The following is a 15,689-nucleotide window of genomic DNA, read 5'->3' as shown; positions in this document are numbered from 1 at the left end:
GCTCGGCGTTCAGAACGCAAACACCGCCGATGCGGCCGCGATTGTCTCCTCCACCACCGGAAATTTCACCACGGACAAGTCGTGTCGAGCTCCTTCGAACTCCACCAGACGCGTCGCGGCGGGAATCAAGGCGAGTGCTGCCCGCATCTCCTCCGTTGTCGCGAACTCGTCCTTCGATCCGTGGACGACAACGGTCGGTGTGTTCAGGTCGGGCAGGTGTTCGGTTCTGAGCTTCTCGGGCTTCTTCGGTGGATGCAGTGGATAGGAGAGTAGGACCAGGCCGTCGGCAAGTCCCGGGTTCTCCACCGCAAGCATCGACGCCTGCCGACCGCCGTACGAATGTCCGCCGAGCAGAACGGGTCCGGGCACCGAGTAGTCCTTGCGAACAGCAGCAATCACCTCGGCAATGCCCGCGCGATCCTCTGCAGCACGCGACGGATGCGGAGGCCCCGAAGCTCGACGCACCCGAAACGCGAGATCGAAGCGCAGAACTTGCACTCCTGCCGCAGCAAAGCCGTCGGCAACAGCACGCAACAGCACGGTGTCGCAGTTACTTCCCGCGCCGTGAGTCAGTGCAAGCGTGGCGACGGGCGACGCGAAGGACACAGATGCAGGTCGATGAAGGAAACCGTGCACCGCACCTTCGTCGACCGTTTCGACAGTAGTCATGGACGCATCCTTGTCCGGCCCGCTCGGGCCTGTTCGACCGCGGCAGTCATGCTGCCCTCGTAAACCGGACCGTGTCCGGGAAACAGCACGCCGGCAGGTACAGCGGCGATATTGTCCAACGCCTGGTCCGTCGCTTCACGGTCATGATTGAAGGGGCACACCAGAAATTGTGGTCCGGCGACGGTCGACGTCCCATGTCCGGTCACCAGAGCGTCACCCGACGCGATCACTCCTGCGTCGGGAACAAGGTAAGCGCTGTGGCCGTCGGTATGCCCATGAGTGGGAATCGGCACGATCCGACCGGGAACGTCCAGCGCACCACCGGACGCAAAGGACTGTGCCCGAAGCAGTTCCGCACCTTTCAACGCGCCGACTCCGATCACGTCGCGAAGCCATTTCGGAGCACCTCGCCGCCACAACAGCAACGGAACTCCGGCCGGCGACAACTGTTGCAGATACTCCCTCTTCGCATGCGGCACTTCCAACGGATCCATCAGGACCGGAACCTCGAGCCGAGTCACGATGTCCGCGATCCCACCGATGTGATCGATGTGCGCGTGAGTGACGAGAATTGCCCGAACATCCCCGAGCTGGTGACCGATCTGTTCGATCGAGCGTTCGACGTCGGTGCCGTTGGCCGGATATCCGCCGTCGATCAAGGTCAGATCGGACCCCTCTTCGACCAGGACCCAATTGGCGTGACCGCACCGAACCAGATGTGTGTTCTCGATCTGCGTGATCGACAGTGCCGCAGTAGTCATGCTTGGTAGTCTGCGCCACGTGTCGGAATCCGTGAAGCAGGCCAGCAGCCGCAGCATTCGAGATCGCGCCGAAGCATCCTTGGTGGCAGCCGCATTCGCACTGCCCAGCGCGGTGAAACGTCGAATCACCGGACCACCCGTCGTCATCGAGGGCAACACGCTCGACGCCGACGCACACCTTCTGCTCACGCTCGCGAAGACGCGGCCACTCCCCTCGCATTCAACCGATCCCCAGTCACTCGCCGCTGCTCGCGCCAATCTCACCCGAACCGCGATCATGATGGGCGGCAGGCCCACGCCCGTCCACACCGAGGAGATCTCCGTTTCGGGTGCCGACGGCCCGCTTCGCGCCCGGCTCTACGTCCCGACAGCCGACACCGGCGCTCTGCTCGTCTACTTCCACGGCGGCGGGTGGGTACAGGGCAGCATCGAATCCCACGATGCCCCGTGCCGCCTGTTGGCCGAAACCTCCGGCGCACGGGTCATCTCGGTCGACTACCGGCTCTCACCCGAATTCGCTTTCCCCACACCGGTACACGATGCCTACGCCGCCTACCTCGATATCGTCGACCGCGCCGACGAGTTCTGCGCAGACCCGACGCGCATCGCTGTCGGGGGCGACAGCGCGGGCGGGCATCTTTCCGCAACGGTCGCGCTGCGTGCCCGCGACGACGGCAAGACCCCACCGGCGGCGCAGCTGTTGATCTACCCCGCGACCGACTTTCACGAGAAGGCCCCCTCGCGAACGACGTTCGGTGAAGGTTTCTTCCTGACCGAGGCCAACATGAACTTCTACGAGTCCAGCTTCCTCGGCAGCAATGCCGATCGACTCGATCCGATGGTGTCGCCGCTACGCGCCCCCGACGCGACCAGACTGCCGCCGGCCATCGTGATCACGGCGGGATTCGATCCACTCCGGGACGAAGGCGAAGCCTACGCAGCTCGATTGCGCGACAACGGTGTTCACGTGACCGATCGACGCTATCGCGGGTTCATCCACGGCTTCGTCAACGTTCTGGGACCGAGCGTGGGTTCGCGCACCGCCGTCGCCGAGATCGGCGGAATGCTCCGCGTTCTACTCACCCACCCAGCAAAATCTCCCGCAACGTATCCACCAGCGGATCAACCGGCAGCTCAGGGCTGATCGCACGCTGTAGCCCCAAACCGATTCCGACGCTGAGTATGCGCAGTGCCGCGGCGTTCGGGTCCAGTGCCGGCGTCACGCCGTTGGACTCGGCAAGATGTTGCACCACTCCGGCAATCAATCCGCGCACCTGATCGGCACCCGTCGCGATCTTTTCGCGGATCTCTTCGCTGTGCCGCGATCGCACCGAGAACTCGACTTCGAGCAACGTCCATCTCTTGTCCCCGATGGTTCGCTCGGCCCATCGCGCGAACTCGGCCACCGCGTCGTCGAGCGTCGAATTGGCTCCGAGCTGTGAGGTGATCTCGCCGACCTTGGTCAACCTGATTCGGCCGAGCACCTCGGCGCACAACTCGTCCTTGTTCTTGAAGTTCGAGTACACCGCACCTTTGGAATAACCGGCATCCTCAGCGATCTGATCGAGCGACGCGGCGGCGTACCCGCGATCGAGGAAATGTTCGACGGCCGTCGCCAACAAGGTCTCGCGGGTCATCGCCTGCGCTTCCTGCCTGGTCAATCGCGCCATCGGAACCTCCTCGCGGTTCTGAGTATCGAGATTCCAACGGTAGCCGAATACCGGAAGCGCACCGCAGGCGCACTCCCGAAACCCAAATTTGGGGTACCCACGTTATTCAGATACTGATAGTCTCCGAAATATGACTTCAGAAGTGACCGGCACCACCGCGCCCGGGTCCGGACGACACAGCGCGCCTAGACGGGGATTGGCAATCGGATGCGGCGGCACCCTCGGCTTCGCCTGGACCGTTGCTGCCCTCGCCTCGGTTCGGGACGCCCTCGACTGGGATCCCCGCGAAGCCACCGCCATCATCGGCACGTCCGCCGGAGCCGAGTTCGTGACAATGCTCGGCAGCGGAGTCGGCGTCGACGAGTTGGTAGCCATGCAACTCGGAGAGCCCGCCGCACGTCCCGAACTCCTCGCCCACACAGCATCGGCGCCCGGAAGAATCCCGCCACTTCCGAGTTTGGGGATCGGCAATCCACGACTGGTGACGCGTCGAGATCTTCCCGTTCTGAGCCGGATGAGCGGTATCGCACCGCGTGGTGGCGGCGACCCGTCCTGGCTCACCACGCTCGCCGAATCTCTTGCCCCTGGCGATTCGTGGCTCCCACATCCGTGCGCGTACATGGTATCCATGGACTACAGAACCGGGCGACGGGTCGCGTTCGGGGCACAGGGGGCTCCGAAAGCGACAGTCGGTGAAGCGCTTCGAGCGTCTTGGGCGATTCCCGGCTGGTTCCCACCTGTCACCATCGACGGCGTCAGGTACATCGACGGCGGCGCGGCGTCCACGGCATCGGTAGACCTCCTGCTCCCCCTCGAACTCGACGAGCTGGTTGTACTGGCGCCCATGGCATCTCGAACACTGAAGCCGGCGCGCGGCGCCGCCCGTATCGAACGCGGCGCCCTGCGGAACTCCATGTCCAAGGGCCTCGACCGGGAAATCGAACTGGTCCGCGCTGCGGGAACCAGGGTCTTGCGCATAGACGCCACCGACGACGATCTCGCCGTCATGGGCGCCAACTTCATGGACGGCCGACGGCGGCTCGCCACCTTCGAATCATCCCTACGTACAACACGTGCGAGCGTGAAACGCGAACTCGATGCGCGCCCGTTCCACTCCACCCCGTCCCACCAGTGAAAGCGCAGACTCAGTGAACAACAGAACTGACCACTTCGAGGTCGTGATCATCGGTGGCGGGATCTCCGGGATCGGTGCCGCAATTCACCTGCAGCGCCTCGGGATCGACAATTTTGTCCTGCTCGAGAAAGCTGACTCCCTCGGCGGCACCTGGCGCGCCAACACCTATCCCGGTTGTGCCTGCGACGTCCCGTCCGGCCTGTACTCGTATTCCTTTGCCGCCAATCCGGATTGGACCCGACTGTTCGCGGAGCAGCCGGAGATCCGCGAGTACATCGAGGACACGGCCGTCCGCCACGGCGTCGACAAGCACGTTCGCTTCGGGGTCGAAATGCTCTCCGCACAGTGGGACGCATCGCAATCACTCTGGAAGATCACAACTTCCAGCGGTGAACTCACTGCTCGTTTCGTGATAGCCGCCGCCGGCCCGTGGAACGAACCCTTGACGCCGGCGATCCCCGGGCTGGAAACGTTCGAGGGCGAGGTGTTTCATTCCTCGCAGTGGAATCACGACTACGACTTGACCGGAAAGCGCGTCGCCGTCGTAGGTACCGGCGCTTCCGCAGTCCAATTCGTGCCGCGCATCGTCTCCGACGTGTCCGCCCTTCACCTTTACCAACGCACCGCTCAATGGGTCCTTCCCAAACCCGATCACTACGTACCGCGGATCGAAAGGTCCGTCATGCGATTCGTACCGGGAGCGCACAAGGCTCTACGCAGCATCGAATACGGAATCATGGAAGCGCTTGGATTGGGGTTCCGCAATCCGTGGATCCTGCGTATCGTGCAGAAACTCGGGTCGGCCCAATTGCGCTTGCAGGTGCGCGATCCGAAGCTACGCAAGGCGCTGACTCCCGACTACACCCTCGGTTGCAAGCGACTACTCATGTCGAACTCGTACTACCCGGCCCTCGGCAGACCCAACGTGACCGTCCATGCCAACGCAGTCGAAGAGATCCACGGCAACACCGTGATCGGAGCCGACGGAGTGGAATCGGAAGTGGACGCGATCATCTTCGGAACGGGCTTCCACATCCTCGACATGCCCATTGCATCAAAGGTATTCGACGGAGAAGGTCGATCACTCGACGATCATTGGCAGGGAAGCCCGCGGGCGTACTTCGGTTCCGCCGTCAGCGGATTCCCCAACGCGTTCATTCTGCTGGGCCCGAGCCTCGGCACCGGACACACGTCGGCCTTCATGATTCTGGAAGCCCAACTGAACTATGTGGCACAGGCGATCGGCCACGCTCGTCGGCACGGCTGGAAAACCATCGACGTGCGCCCGGAAGTACAGGCAGCCTTCAACTCTCAAGTTCAGGAGGCATTGGGTACCACGGTCTACAACGCCGGTGGTTGCGAAAGCTATTTCTTCGACGTCAACGGCCGCAACAGCTTCAACTGGCCGTGGTCGTCAGGAGCCATGCGTCGACGGCTACGGGCCTTCGATCCATACGCCTACAACCACACGCTGTCCGACAACCCTGCGTCAGACGACACCCCCGCTGAGCCCACCACCACCCCCGAACCGGAGTACACCACATGAGCCTTTTCGGCACCACCTACCCGCCGATCGATCTCGACGGAGCAGTCGTCGTCATCTCCGGAGGTGGCCGCGGAATCGGCCGGGCCACAGCGGAGTTGTTCGCAGCTCGCGGCGCACTCGTCTGCGTCGGCGACCTCGACGAGGAGACGGCCGTCGACACCGCCGCATCCATCGGCGCACGGGCCCGCGGGTACGCTCTGGACGTCACCTCACGCGAATCCTGGGATGTGTTCGTCTCCACAGTGATCGGCGAATTCGGTCACATCGACATTCTGGTCAACAATGCGGGCGTGATGCCGCTCGGCAGCTTCCTCGACGAGTCCGACGCCACCAGTCGAGTAACCCTCGACGTCAATGTCTGGGGCCCGATTCACGGGATGCGCACCGTGCTGCCCGGCATGGTGGATCGGCGACGCGGCCACGTCGTCAACATCGCATCCATGGCAGGCAAGCTACCGGTGCCAGGAATGGCCGTGTACAACGCAAGCAAGTTCGGTGCGGTGGGCCTTTCCGCCTCTGCTCGTGTCGAATTCGCAGATTCCGGCGTCAGCGTCAGCGCCATCCTGCCCAGCGCGGTGCGCACCGGGCTCTCCTCCGGTGTGCCACTCGGAAAGGGCATGCCGACGGTTGAACCCGAGGTCGTGGCCAAAGCTGTCGTCGACACGGTCGCGCACCGGCGAGCCGAAACTACTGTTCCGCGTTACCTTGCGGGCTGGGACCTCATCGACGCTGTAGTACCCGAATGGATGATCAACATCGGACGCCGGGTGATCGACGATCGCCGCGCGCTGACATCGGTAGATCCGAACGGGCGTGCGGATTACGAAAAGCGAGTGGCACGTCAGGCCGAAAACGAGGAGCACGATCGGAGATGAAGCGGGTAGTTTCGTGGCCATGTACATCCGCCGCGAAACTTCTTCCGACCGTGACGCAATCTATTCACTGCTCGGGGCGGCGTTTGCCGACCAAGCGCCGCCCGGCGAGTCTCCCTACGAGATCGAACTGACACGTCAGCTCTTCGCCTCGAACGACTACTTACCGAAGTTGTCCCTTGTCGCCGTCGCCGGTGATGAGATCGTTGGTTTCGTGATCGGAACACGCGGATGGGTCGGTCCCGTTGAGGCGGTTGGCCTCGGCCCGTTGGCAGTCACACCGGACAACCAACGCAGCGGCGTCGGTTCGGCGTTGATGCACGCGGTGATCGGTGCGTCCGACGCTCTGGACGTGCCACTGCTCGCCCTCCTGGGCAGCACCGAGTACTACCCGCAGTTCGGGTTCGTCACCAGCACGGACGCCGGGATCGATTCTCCGGAAGCCGAGTGGGGCGAGCACTTTCAGATCAGGACCCTCACCACGCACCGCCCCGATCAGACGGGGAAGTTTTCATACGCAGCGCCTTTCGGGGTCGCTTGACCCTCAGCGCGATGTAAGAGTTCTTTGACATCCAGCGCACGTAGACCTACGCTCAGGCATGTCAAAGAACTCTTACACCTGGGAGGCTTCATGAGCACCACGGCACGGTGGAGCCTGATCATCGGTATCGGCGTCGCAGCAACGCTAGCCTTCAGCTTTTTTGCAGCATCGACCGCCGATGATCGGAAGACGTTGGCCTTCATCGTCTTCGCAATCGTCATGGCACCGGCTTGTATCGGGTCGGCGTGGGCCCTTTTTCCATCGGAGAACGACAAGGCCCCCGCCTACCCCGAGGACACCGTCGAAACAGAATGGAGTCGCAAGGCCGGCTTCGGCGCGTTCACCGACTTGATCACTGCCATGGGGATCGCGCTGATCGCGCACAATGTCTTCGGCGCTCCCGAACTGCCGCTCGTAATGTTTACAGCCCTCGGGCTGGCCGACTTCGGAATCCGGTACTGGGCAGTGTCGAGGGACCGCACCCCACAATCGAGATCTGACGAGATCTGATGCGCAACAACCTTCAAGAACTTCGTACGGCAGCCGGATTGTCACAGCAAGCGTGCGCCGACGCGCTCGGCATCACACGCCAGACCGTCATCTCGATCGAGAAGGGACACTTCGACCCGCGTCTGTCACTGGCGTTCCGAATCGCCGAATACTTCGACAAACGCGTAGACGACATTTTCTCCAGCTGACGCCGTCTCGAACTGACGGAAGATCAGTCGAGCTGCGGTTTCAGTCGAGCTGCGGTTTCAGTCGAACAGAGTTGGCGATCCGTTTTCGTCGTTCCCGTCTTCGACGGCCGTTGCCTTCTTGCCCGAGCCCTTGCGGACGACGGTCAACGTCGTCGTTCGACGCGACAACCTGTGCCCGTCACTGTGTTCGAGCAGCGCCATCCCCTGGCGAACTTCGACCACCGTCCACGGACCCGCATGGCCGGCTGCCTGCACGAGGTCACCGGACTCCACCTCAGTTGCCATGACCACTCCTTGTTCGTCGTGTCCTGCACGTTCTCCTTCCTATTATCGACGCGGCCACCTGGTAGTCGACGCGCAGGGTACCTACGCTGCAGCTGCAACCTTGACCGCATGGCCGACTTCGGCTCGGAATGCCGCGTATTCGGGTGAGCCTCGGAGATCGTCGGGATCGACGCCGGTTCGTGGCAGATCGATTTTCAGGTCGAGCGCGACCTTGCCCGGTCGGCTTGTCAGAACTACGACGCGGGAGCCGAGAAAGGCCGCCTCGTCGGCACTGTGAGTGACGAAGACACTTGTTCGCCCCGATTCGGCACTGACACTGCGCAGGTCCTCCTGCAGACGCTCGCGAGTGAGGGCGTCCAGCGCGGCAAAGGGTTCGTCCAACAGGAGCAACGACGTTTCGGCCGCCAAGGCACGAGCAATTGCCACCCGCTGCTGCTGCCCGCCGGAGATTTCCCAGATACGCCGGTCCGCAGTGCCGACCAGACCGACGCGGTCGAGAAGCTCGTCACGCCTTTGCCCGCGTTCGCTCTTCGCAACGCCGGCGTATTTGAGTGCCAGATCGATGTTGCCGCCCACCGATTTCCACGGAAAGAGCCGTGGCTGCTGAAACACCACTCCCGCACTCGACCCGGGAATCGGGTCGGATCCGGAGACCTGAACCGTTCCACTGGAAGGACTTTCGAAACCCGCGATCAGCCGCAGCAATGTGCTCTTGCCGCAACCCGACGCTCCGACGAGAACCAGAAACTCACCAGGTGTGACGTCGATCGATACGGGCCCGAGTGCCGTGACGGACTCTCGACCGTGGCCGTACCTGTGCGAGACGGTGTCGATTCGGATCGCGCCCGGGCGGTCGGGGGCGAATCCACCCGAGGCCTGCTGCGCGGTCACGCTACTGGTCAAGGACATCGGGAAGCCCCTTCACATAGAGAGCACTCTGAAAGACCGTCAGGTCAGGCACACTGTCGATCTGCTTCTGCTCGGCCAGGAATTGCGCTGCACTCTGCAGGTTCACTGCCAGATTCCCGGGAGCGCCCTCGGTGCCCAACCATTCCGGCGAGGAGATCTGCTCCGGAGTGAGGAACACACCCTGTTTCAACTGCGCTGCCGCGTCTTCCTTCGAGGCGCCTAATTGTGCGGCAACAGCTTCCGCTGCCGCGTTCGGATCAGTGGCGATCGTCGTGAGCGCGCGGGCCTGAACCTGGCGCCAGGTGTCGACGATCTCGGGGTGATCCTTGGCAAACGCAGTCGACACCACACCAAGATCGAGTGTCGGCTTTCCTGCTGTCGCGAGCTCACGGCTGGCGATCAACTGTGTTCCGTCCTTACGGAGTTCGTCGAGCGTGGGCAGCCAGGTGTAGACGGCATCGATGTCACCGCGCTGCCAGGCTGCGAGGGATGCTTGCGGCTGGAGATCCACCAATTGGACGTCGTCGGCACTGAGTCCGGCCTGGTTCAGCGCTGCCAGCAGACTGTAGTGCGCGGTCGAGGCGAATGCCGTGGCCACTTTCTTGCCGCGCAGATCTGCGACGGTCTTGATTCCGGTTGCGTTGCGCGCCACCAGGGCTTCGTTGTCGCCGGCCACGTCCAGAACAAACGCGACCTGATACGGAATGTTCAGCGGTGCCGAGAGGCCACGAGCAACCGGACTCGAACCGATTGCGCCGAAATCGATTTCACCGGCGATGAAGGCGGTGTTGATGTCGGCTCCCGAATCGAACTTCGTCCACTTCACGTTGTACTCGGGCAGTGCGTCTTCGAGCCAGCGATTGTTCTTGACTATCAAGTCGCCGCTCGGGAACGACTGGTAAGCGATACGGATTGTTTCCTTGGACGAATCCTGGCCCGAATGATCCACCGAGCACGCACCGAGAACAAGGGCAAGGACGCCGATCAGCACCGTGAACGCCGTCCGGGCAGCCCTTCCTTCATTGGGCGTCGAATTACTGCTGCGCTTCAGATTGCTGCTGGCGTGTTTCTGATTGTCAGTCATACTTTTCCCCTCCAGGGAACGGCGCGGCGCTCTGCAGCCCGCAGCAGTCCGTCGATGATCAGGCCGGAGAATCCGATGGCAAAGATCCCCACCAGCACGACCGGTGTGTTGTTGTAATTGCTTGCATCCTTGACCATTCCGCCGATTCCGGGGATGCCGTTGAACAGTTCGGCCGCGACCACCGACGAGTACGCCATACCTACCGACAGCCGAATGCCCGTGAAAGTTTCCGGTAAGGCCGACGGGACGACGACGTCCCGGATCACTTGCGCCCGTGAGGCTCCCAGGGCCCTGGCCGCTTCGACCAGTCCGACCGGCGCCGCGACCACAGCAGCTGTGGTGGCCACCGCTGCCGGCGGAAGAGCAGCGAGCGCCAGCAATGTAATCTTCGGCGCCTCGTCGATTCCCAGCCAGATCACCAGCAGGAAGAAATACGCCAGGGGCGGCAGTGCGCGCAGGAACGTCAACCACGGTTCGAGCAGGCTCCGCAGCCATGTCACCGATCCCATGGCCAAACCGAGGATCACGCCCAATCCGACGCCGATGATCACACCGACCAGCACCCGTCGCAGCGTCATGTAGAGGTGCTCCCAGAGCAGGTAGCCCTGGTAGCCGCGCACTCCGTCGTGCGTGGTCATCGTGTTGACGAAGGCATGCCAGACCGTGCTCGGGAACGGCACGAAGGTCTCACTCCAGGTGCCGCTCGCGGCAGCGACCTGCCACAGGGCCAAGAATGCGATCACGGAAAGCACCGGCAGTCCGACAGTGGTCGCACTCGAAGTCCACGGCCGACGCGGCTCACGGTTCGGTTCCGTGACTGATGTTGGTTCTATTGCTTCGACAGGAGTCGACATCGCTGTTCTTCCTCGACGTACGGAAAATTCCGGCACACATGCAGCAACGGGCGCATATGCAGGGGCGAAGGCGCACAGAGCGGCGCCATTCTCACTCAGGAGAGTCGGAAGGAATCAACAGCAACAGCAATTGGCACCAAGACGGCACAGGTCGACGGCGATGCGTCGTGTCAGTGGCGTCGAGGGCATGGGGGTAATTACTACCTGTGTCTGCAATTACCCGCAAATGCGGGGGAAATAGGCGTCAGTCGGCCAAGCGAACCGACAGCGAATACATGAGCGGGATCTCGGGTCGTCCGGCCGGGACTCCCCAACGCTTGCCGCCGAGTTCAGCCATCTCCTCGAATCCTTGCCAACCGTTGGCGTACGGGTACTCGTCGAAAGACTCGAGCGTCAATCCGGCGCGCCGCAAAGTTCCTAGCACCTCGGAAATGGACCAGTTGAATTCACATGAGGGGAAAGGATTTTCGAAGTTCTCGACTCCTTTTCCCTCAGCGCCTGGCAAGACGAGATCGGCCGAATCTGCCACGTAGTCGCCCACGCCACGGGGTTCGGTCACGGGAGTCCCGCCTCCGTACGGGTATGTCAGCGACCACCTCTCGTCGAAACACATGGCAAACGGATGAAACTCCACCAGAACGAATCGACCGTTCGGCGCCAGAACACCGGCAATCCCCTCGGCCCACTCGTCGAGATCGGGTAACCAGATCACCGTTCCGTACGAAGAAAAGACTCGGTCGAACTTTCTCTGGCCAGCGGCAGCAGCGCGGAGCCACGCAGATACATCGGCACGCTCGAAATCGGCGGCAATTCCGGATTCCGCGGACAAGGTTCGGGCGAAGTCGATCGCGGAATCCGCGATGTCGACGCCGGTCACCGCGGCACCGAGAGCGGCCAAACTCAACGAATCCTGACCGGAATTGCACTGCAGATGAAGAATCGAGGAGCCGTCGATCTCGCCGAGCAGCGCCAGTTCTTCCGGATACAAGGTCGACCCGCCGTTGCGAAAGAACTGTGCCTGGTCTCCTTTGTGACTGTTGTGAGCGACGGTCGCCGCATTCCACGACAACCGATTCATCTCCGCTGCATCCATCACTACTGCATCCACCTCTACTGCATCCACTTCTCGACCCACAACAAGTCCGCCCGAGTTCACCACGTCCCCGGTCACGTCGGCAATCGATTTACTGGGCTGGAAACCTATCCGAACGAAGATGCAACAGGTTACAGTTTTTCGACGGACCATCGAAGGAGAACCAGTGCGCTACGGACTCAGCCTGTTCACCAGTGATCGCGGCATCCGCCCTGCCGATGCAGCAAAGGCTGCGGAGGCGAATGGATTCGACGCCTTTTACGTTCCGGAGCACACTCACATCCCCGTCTCGAGGGATTCCGATCACCCCGGAACCCAGTCGGCCGAATTGCCCGACGACCGTTACATGCGCACACTCGACCCCTGGGTTGCCCTCGGCACCGCCGCGTCGGTCACGAACACCATCCGATTGGGCACCTCCGTGGCCCTCCCCCTCGAACACGATCCGATCACTCTCGCGAAAACCATCGCATCGCTGGACCATCTTTCCGGCGGACGCGTGGTCTTCGGCGTCGGATTCGGCTGGAATGCAGAGGAACTCGCCGACCACGGCGTACCGCCCAACAAACGCCGGACCGCACTCCGCGAGTATCTCGAAGCCATGGGCGAACTGTGGTCGAAGGAAGAAGCGTCGTACGACGGCCAATTCGTGAAGTACGGACCCAGCTGGGCGTGGCCCAAACCAGTTCAGAAGCCCCGTCCTCCCATCCTCTTGGGCGGCGGCGGCAACGAGAAGACTTTCAAGTGGATCGCAAAGTCTGCCGACGGGTGGATCACCACACCCATCGAGCAGGAGATCGACGGAAACGTGGAACTGCTCCGAAAGATCTGGGCCGAAGCAGGTAGAGTCGGCGAGCCTGAAATAACCGTCCTGGCAGGCAAACCCGATTCGGAGAAGCTCGCCCACTGGGAAGACATCGGTGTCACCGAAGCAATGTTCGGCACTCCGGACAAGAGCCCCGAAGAGGTTGTCGGATACATGGAACGCCTGGCAGCCAAGCTCGGACGGTGAGGTCCGCCACAGCATCTTGACCTCAACTGCACTCGAGGTTTTAACGTCGGTATTGCACAAGACAGTGCAACGGCAGCAAAACCCGAGACAGAAGAGGGGCGAGGAGTGACCACAAAACTGGTTGGCACCCAATCTGTTTCGGACGACTCTGTTGATGCGGAGCCGTCCATCCGAAACTCCTTCGTCGAGGCGTTCCGGAACCATCCCGCCGGCGTCTCGATCATCACCGCAACGGGCGATGACGGCCCGGCCGGCATCACGTCATCGTCGGTGATCTCGATCAGCGCCGATCCTGCAGTTCTGGCGTTTTCACTGCAGTCGTTGCGAGGCTCTGCGAGCGTCATCGCTTCCGCCCGCAGTTTTGTTGTTCACCTGGCAAATTCGGCGAACGAACGACTGGCTTCCACGTTCGCAACCCGCGGCGCTGTGCGCTTCGGAGACGATATGCCCTGGTCGTTTCTCTCGACGGGTGAACCGTTCCTGCATGGGACAGGCCACGCCCTGCGTGCGGTTCCCTTGAATGCCACTACATGTGGCGCCGCAGTGATCGTCACTGCACGCGTCGTCGACGTCATCGATCCGCAGCACATGTCAGCGCCGCTCGTCTATCACAATCGAACCTATCGAAATCTCTCGACTCACAACATTTCCTCAAAGGAAGGCATGTCACATGACTGAATACGTTCTCCCCGAACTGGATTACGACTACGCCGCTCTCGAACCGCACATCTCCGGCGAGATCATGGAACTGCACCACAGCAAGCACCACGCCACGTACGTGGCGGGCGCCAACAGCGCAATCGAGCAGTTGGCTGCTGCGCGCGAAGACGGCACGATCACCGCGAAGGCGCCGCTGCTCAGCAAGAACCTCGCCTTCCACCTCGGCGGCCACACCAATCACTCCATCTTCTGGAAGAACCTCTCCCCCAACGGCGGTGAGCGGCCAGAGGGCGAGTTGGCAGCCGCAATCGACGAGCACTTCGGCACCTTCGACGCATTCGTCAACCACTTCTCCGCTGTAGCAACCACTTTGCAGGGGTCCGGCTGGGCGGTACTGGCCTACGACACGGTCGGGCAGCGCCTGGTCATCGAGCAGCTCACCGACCAGCAAGGCAACATCAGCATCGGTATCGTTCCGTTGCTCATGCTCGACATGTGGGAGCACGCTTTCTACCTGCAGTACAAGAACGTCAAGGCCGACTACGTTAAGGCCTACTGGAACGTCATCAACTGGGAAGACGTTGCACAGCGATACGCGACGGCCACAGCCTCGACCGGCTTGATCGTCCCCGCCTGATCGTCCCTACCTGATCACTGCCGCTTCACCCCGATCACCCCAGCTCGGCACGGTGGCTCCGTTGCCGAGCTGGGTTTTTACACCCCCGAGATCGATGTATGTGAAGGCAGGTAACATACACCGAGCGCGGCTGACTCGGCCGTCCGCCGATTCGACTCCGAGGGGAACCAGTGCTCGATATCAGTGGTTTGATCGCGACATGGCGTCCGACGCTGGACACCGCAGCGCGCAATGCATGGGGACTCTCGTTCGGCGACGGTGTCGAGAAGACCGAACGCACCCCGTCCGTACTGATCAGCGAAGGTCCACACCGCGATCTGTATCGCGTCGGCGCATTGTGGAGGCCAAGAGGTAATCCGGTTCTCCTCGTACCGCCCCTCGCGGTTTCAGCCGACTGTTACGACCTTCGTGCGGGCCAAAGCCTCGCCGCGCACCTACTGGATGGGGCGAACACGCCCTACCTCCTCGACTACGGGACCATGCGGTACTCCGACCGCGGGATGGGTTTCGAGGCCTGGGTCGACGACATCATCCCGGAAGCGATCCGTACGATCTCGGACCTACATGACGGCGCACCGGTTTCGCTGATCGGGTGGAGCCTCGGCGGGACCATGTCTCTGCTCACGGGCTCCGCTCACTCCGACCTGCCGATCGCATCGATCACGGCAATCGGAACGCCAATCGATTACACGAAGATTCCCGCTATCAGCCCCTTGAGGCTGATCGGCAAATACACGGGCGACACCCCACTCACGTCCGCGACCAATCTTGTCGGCGGACTACCTGCTCCACTCGTTCAGGCGAGTTACAAGGTGACGGCGTTGCAGCGCGAAGTTCTCAAGCCATGGTTCATCATGCGCAACCTCCACAACACCGAGACACTGGCTCGCATGGAATCGATAGACAAGTTCATGGCAGCCATGCCTGGATACCCTGGCAAGGCTTTTCAGCAGATCTGCGAACAACTCATGCTCGGCAACAATCTCTACAACGACGCCGTCACGCTTGCCGGACGCGAGATCAAACTGTCAGCTCTGAGCGTTCCCGTTCTCGCGATCGGCGGCACCACTGACGTGATTGCACCCATCGCTTCGGTGGAAGCAATCACGTCGGTCCTCACCGGCGCGCCGTCGGTCCGGTTCGAGAAGGCGCCGGGAAGTCACCTCGGGCTCGTTGCCGGCCCCACCGCGAGAGACTCCACCTGGGCGCACATCGACGAATTCTTGAAAGAGAATGCACCGCAGTTGGTTTCGACCAGCTAAA

At 62.0% G+C, this 15,689-nt stretch carries 19 protein-coding genes; 11 read left to right on the top strand and 8 right to left on the bottom strand.

From position 1 onward, the window contains the following. Window positions 1-9 precede the first annotated feature (9 nt). Window positions 10-669 carry an alpha/beta fold hydrolase gene (locus M1L53_RS19930; RefSeq protein ID WP_054187712.1) on the bottom strand — a complete coding sequence of 220 codons (660 nt, stop codon included), beginning with the start codon at window positions 667-669 and terminating at the stop codon, window positions 10-12. Continuing rightward, entirely contained in the window at window positions 666-1,430 is a 765-nt protein-coding gene (locus M1L53_RS19925; RefSeq protein WP_054187713.1) for an MBL fold metallo-hydrolase, read from the bottom strand. The genes M1L53_RS19930 and M1L53_RS19925 overlap by 4 nt, the downstream gene beginning before the upstream one ends. A 19-nt stretch (window positions 1,431-1,449) precedes the next feature. Between M1L53_RS19925 and M1L53_RS19920 the strand changes: the two genes are divergently transcribed. Further along, window positions 1,450-2,574 (top strand): alpha/beta hydrolase, encoded by a 1,125-nt coding sequence (locus M1L53_RS19920; protein ID WP_232319035.1) that lies wholly within the window; start codon window positions 1,450-1,452, stop codon window positions 2,572-2,574. Here M1L53_RS19920 and M1L53_RS19915 read toward each other — a convergent pair. Next, a complete protein-coding gene (locus M1L53_RS19915) occupies window positions 2,510-3,100 on the bottom strand; it encodes a TetR/AcrR family transcriptional regulator (protein WP_030535226.1) in 591 nt (196 codons plus the stop codon). The two genes, M1L53_RS19920 and M1L53_RS19915, sit on opposite strands and share 65 nt — an antisense overlap. A gap of 130 nt (window positions 3,101-3,230) precedes the next feature. Between M1L53_RS19915 and M1L53_RS19910 the strand changes: the two genes are divergently transcribed. The 6 genes from M1L53_RS19910 (at window position 3,231) to M1L53_RS19885 (ending at window position 7,892) form a co-directional block, all read left to right on the top strand. Continuing rightward, entirely contained in the window at window positions 3,231-4,235 is a 1,005-nt protein-coding gene (locus M1L53_RS19910) for a patatin-like phospholipase family protein (protein ID WP_042451435.1), read from the top strand. Between the two features lie 13 nt (window positions 4,236-4,248). Further along, the gene (locus M1L53_RS19905) at window positions 4,249-5,781 is read left to right on the top strand and encodes an NAD(P)/FAD-dependent oxidoreductase (RefSeq protein ID WP_054187715.1); all 1,533 of its coding nucleotides are present in this window, start codon (window positions 4,249-4,251) and stop codon (window positions 5,779-5,781) included. Beyond that, entirely contained in the window at window positions 5,778-6,656 is an 879-nt protein-coding gene (locus tag M1L53_RS19900) for an SDR family oxidoreductase (protein ID WP_007733788.1), read from the top strand. Before M1L53_RS19905 ends, M1L53_RS19900 begins: the two co-directional genes overlap by 4 nt. A 19-nt stretch (window positions 6,657-6,675) precedes the next feature. After that, entirely contained in the window at window positions 6,676-7,194 is a 519-nt protein-coding gene (locus tag M1L53_RS19895) for a GNAT family N-acetyltransferase (RefSeq protein ID WP_050654796.1), read from the top strand. Window positions 7,195-7,284: 90 nt separating this feature from the next. Further along, window positions 7,285-7,704 (top strand): hypothetical protein, encoded by a 420-nt coding sequence (locus tag M1L53_RS19890; protein ID WP_054187716.1) that lies wholly within the window; start codon window positions 7,285-7,287, stop codon window positions 7,702-7,704. Then, entirely contained in the window at window positions 7,704-7,892 is a 189-nt protein-coding gene (locus tag M1L53_RS19885) for a helix-turn-helix transcriptional regulator (protein WP_003940277.1), read from the top strand. Before M1L53_RS19890 ends, M1L53_RS19885 begins: the two co-directional genes overlap by 1 nt. A gap of 57 nt (window positions 7,893-7,949) precedes the next feature. Here the strand turns inward: M1L53_RS19885 and M1L53_RS19880 are convergent, their stop codons facing one another. The 5 genes from M1L53_RS19880 to M1L53_RS19860 all read right to left on the bottom strand — a co-directional run bounded on the left by M1L53_RS19880 (window position 7,950) and on the right by M1L53_RS19860 (window position 12,195). Beyond that, window positions 7,950-8,177, bottom strand: coding sequence for a hypothetical protein (locus M1L53_RS19880; RefSeq protein ID WP_007733785.1), 228 nt, complete (start codon window positions 8,175-8,177; stop codon window positions 7,950-7,952). 81 nt (window positions 8,178-8,258) lie between these two features. Then, the gene (locus M1L53_RS19875) at window positions 8,259-9,086 is read right to left on the bottom strand and encodes an ABC transporter ATP-binding protein (RefSeq protein WP_007733784.1); all 828 of its coding nucleotides are present in this window, start codon (window positions 9,084-9,086) and stop codon (window positions 8,259-8,261) included. Continuing rightward, window positions 9,070-10,170: an aliphatic sulfonate ABC transporter substrate-binding protein gene (locus M1L53_RS19870; protein WP_054187717.1), complete on the bottom strand. Its 1,101-nt coding sequence runs from the start codon at window positions 10,168-10,170 to the stop codon at window positions 9,070-9,072. Before M1L53_RS19870 ends, M1L53_RS19875 begins: the two co-directional genes overlap by 17 nt. Continuing rightward, on the bottom strand, window positions 10,167-11,024 hold the full coding sequence (locus M1L53_RS19865) for an ABC transporter permease (RefSeq protein WP_003939782.1): 858 nt from the start codon (window positions 11,022-11,024) through the stop codon (window positions 10,167-10,169). Before M1L53_RS19865 ends, M1L53_RS19870 begins: the two co-directional genes overlap by 4 nt. Before the next feature lie 244 nt (window positions 11,025-11,268). Then, window positions 11,269-12,195: a bifunctional 2-polyprenyl-6-hydroxyphenol methylase/3-demethylubiquinol 3-O-methyltransferase UbiG gene (locus M1L53_RS19860; protein WP_054187718.1), complete on the bottom strand. Its 927-nt coding sequence runs from the start codon at window positions 12,193-12,195 to the stop codon at window positions 11,269-11,271. Window positions 12,196-12,283: 88 nt separating this feature from the next. Here M1L53_RS19860 and M1L53_RS19855 point away from each other — a divergent pair, with 88 nt between their 5' ends. The 4 genes from M1L53_RS19855 to M1L53_RS19840 all read left to right on the top strand — a co-directional run bounded on the left by M1L53_RS19855 (window position 12,284) and on the right by M1L53_RS19840 (window position 15,688). Continuing rightward, window positions 12,284-13,129, top strand: a complete 846-nt coding sequence (locus tag M1L53_RS19855; RefSeq protein ID WP_007733781.1) for an LLM class F420-dependent oxidoreductase — start codon at window positions 12,284-12,286, stop codon at window positions 13,127-13,129. A gap of 105 nt (window positions 13,130-13,234) precedes the next feature. Further along, on the top strand, window positions 13,235-13,807 hold the full coding sequence (locus M1L53_RS19850; protein WP_042451450.1) for a flavin reductase family protein: 573 nt from the start codon (window positions 13,235-13,237) through the stop codon (window positions 13,805-13,807). Then, entirely contained in the window at window positions 13,800-14,426 is a 627-nt protein-coding gene (locus tag M1L53_RS19845) for a superoxide dismutase (RefSeq protein ID WP_003940303.1), read from the top strand. Before M1L53_RS19850 ends, M1L53_RS19845 begins: the two co-directional genes overlap by 8 nt. A gap of 170 nt (window positions 14,427-14,596) precedes the next feature. Further along, the gene (locus tag M1L53_RS19840; protein ID WP_054187719.1) at window positions 14,597-15,688 is read left to right on the top strand and encodes an alpha/beta fold hydrolase; all 1,092 of its coding nucleotides are present in this window, start codon (window positions 14,597-14,599) and stop codon (window positions 15,686-15,688) included. Window position 15,689: the final 1 nt, after the last annotated feature.

The sequence above is a fragment of the Rhodococcus sp. T9N genome, assembly GCF_024436645.1.
Taxonomy (GTDB): Bacteria; Actinomycetota; Actinomycetes; order Mycobacteriales; family Mycobacteriaceae; genus Rhodococcus_F; species Rhodococcus_F qingshengii.
The sequence above is the reverse complement of the archived record's forward strand: the minus strand, read 5'-3'. Positions and strand labels throughout refer to the sequence as shown.

Bases quoted from the DNA above. Each gene is read 5' to 3' on its own strand.
- M1L53_RS19930 (WP_054187712.1), bottom strand. From the start codon at position 669: ATGACTACTGTCGAAACGGTCGACGAAGGTGCGGTGCACGGTTTCCTT.
- M1L53_RS19925 (WP_054187713.1), bottom strand. From the start codon at position 1,430: ATGACTACTGCGGCACTGTCGATCACGCAGATCGAGAACACACATCTG.
- M1L53_RS19915 (WP_030535226.1), bottom strand. From the start codon at position 3,100: ATGGCGCGATTGACCAGGCAGGAAGCGCAGGCGATGACCCGCGAGACC.
- M1L53_RS19910 (WP_042451435.1), top strand. From the start codon at position 3,231: ATGACTTCAGAAGTGACCGGCACCACCGCGCCCGGGTCCGGACGACAC.
- M1L53_RS19900 (WP_007733788.1), top strand. From the start codon at position 5,778: ATGAGCCTTTTCGGCACCACCTACCCGCCGATCGATCTCGACGGAGCA.
- M1L53_RS19895 (WP_050654796.1), top strand. From the start codon at position 6,676: ATGTACATCCGCCGCGAAACTTCTTCCGACCGTGACGCAATCTATTCA.
- M1L53_RS19890 (WP_054187716.1), top strand. From the start codon at position 7,285: ATGAGCACCACGGCACGGTGGAGCCTGATCATCGGTATCGGCGTCGCA.
- M1L53_RS19885 (WP_003940277.1), top strand. From the start codon at position 7,704: ATGCGCAACAACCTTCAAGAACTTCGTACGGCAGCCGGATTGTCACAG.
- M1L53_RS19880 (WP_007733785.1), bottom strand. From the start codon at position 8,177: ATGGCAACTGAGGTGGAGTCCGGTGACCTCGTGCAGGCAGCCGGCCAT.
- M1L53_RS19875 (WP_007733784.1), bottom strand. From the start codon at position 9,086: ATGTCCTTGACCAGTAGCGTGACCGCGCAGCAGGCCTCGGGTGGATTC.
- M1L53_RS19870 (WP_054187717.1), bottom strand. From the start codon at position 10,170: ATGACTGACAATCAGAAACACGCCAGCAGCAATCTGAAGCGCAGCAGT.
- M1L53_RS19865 (WP_003939782.1), bottom strand. From the start codon at position 11,024: ATGTCGACTCCTGTCGAAGCAATAGAACCAACATCAGTCACGGAACCG.
- M1L53_RS19845 (WP_003940303.1), top strand. From the start codon at position 13,800: ATGACTGAATACGTTCTCCCCGAACTGGATTACGACTACGCCGCTCTC.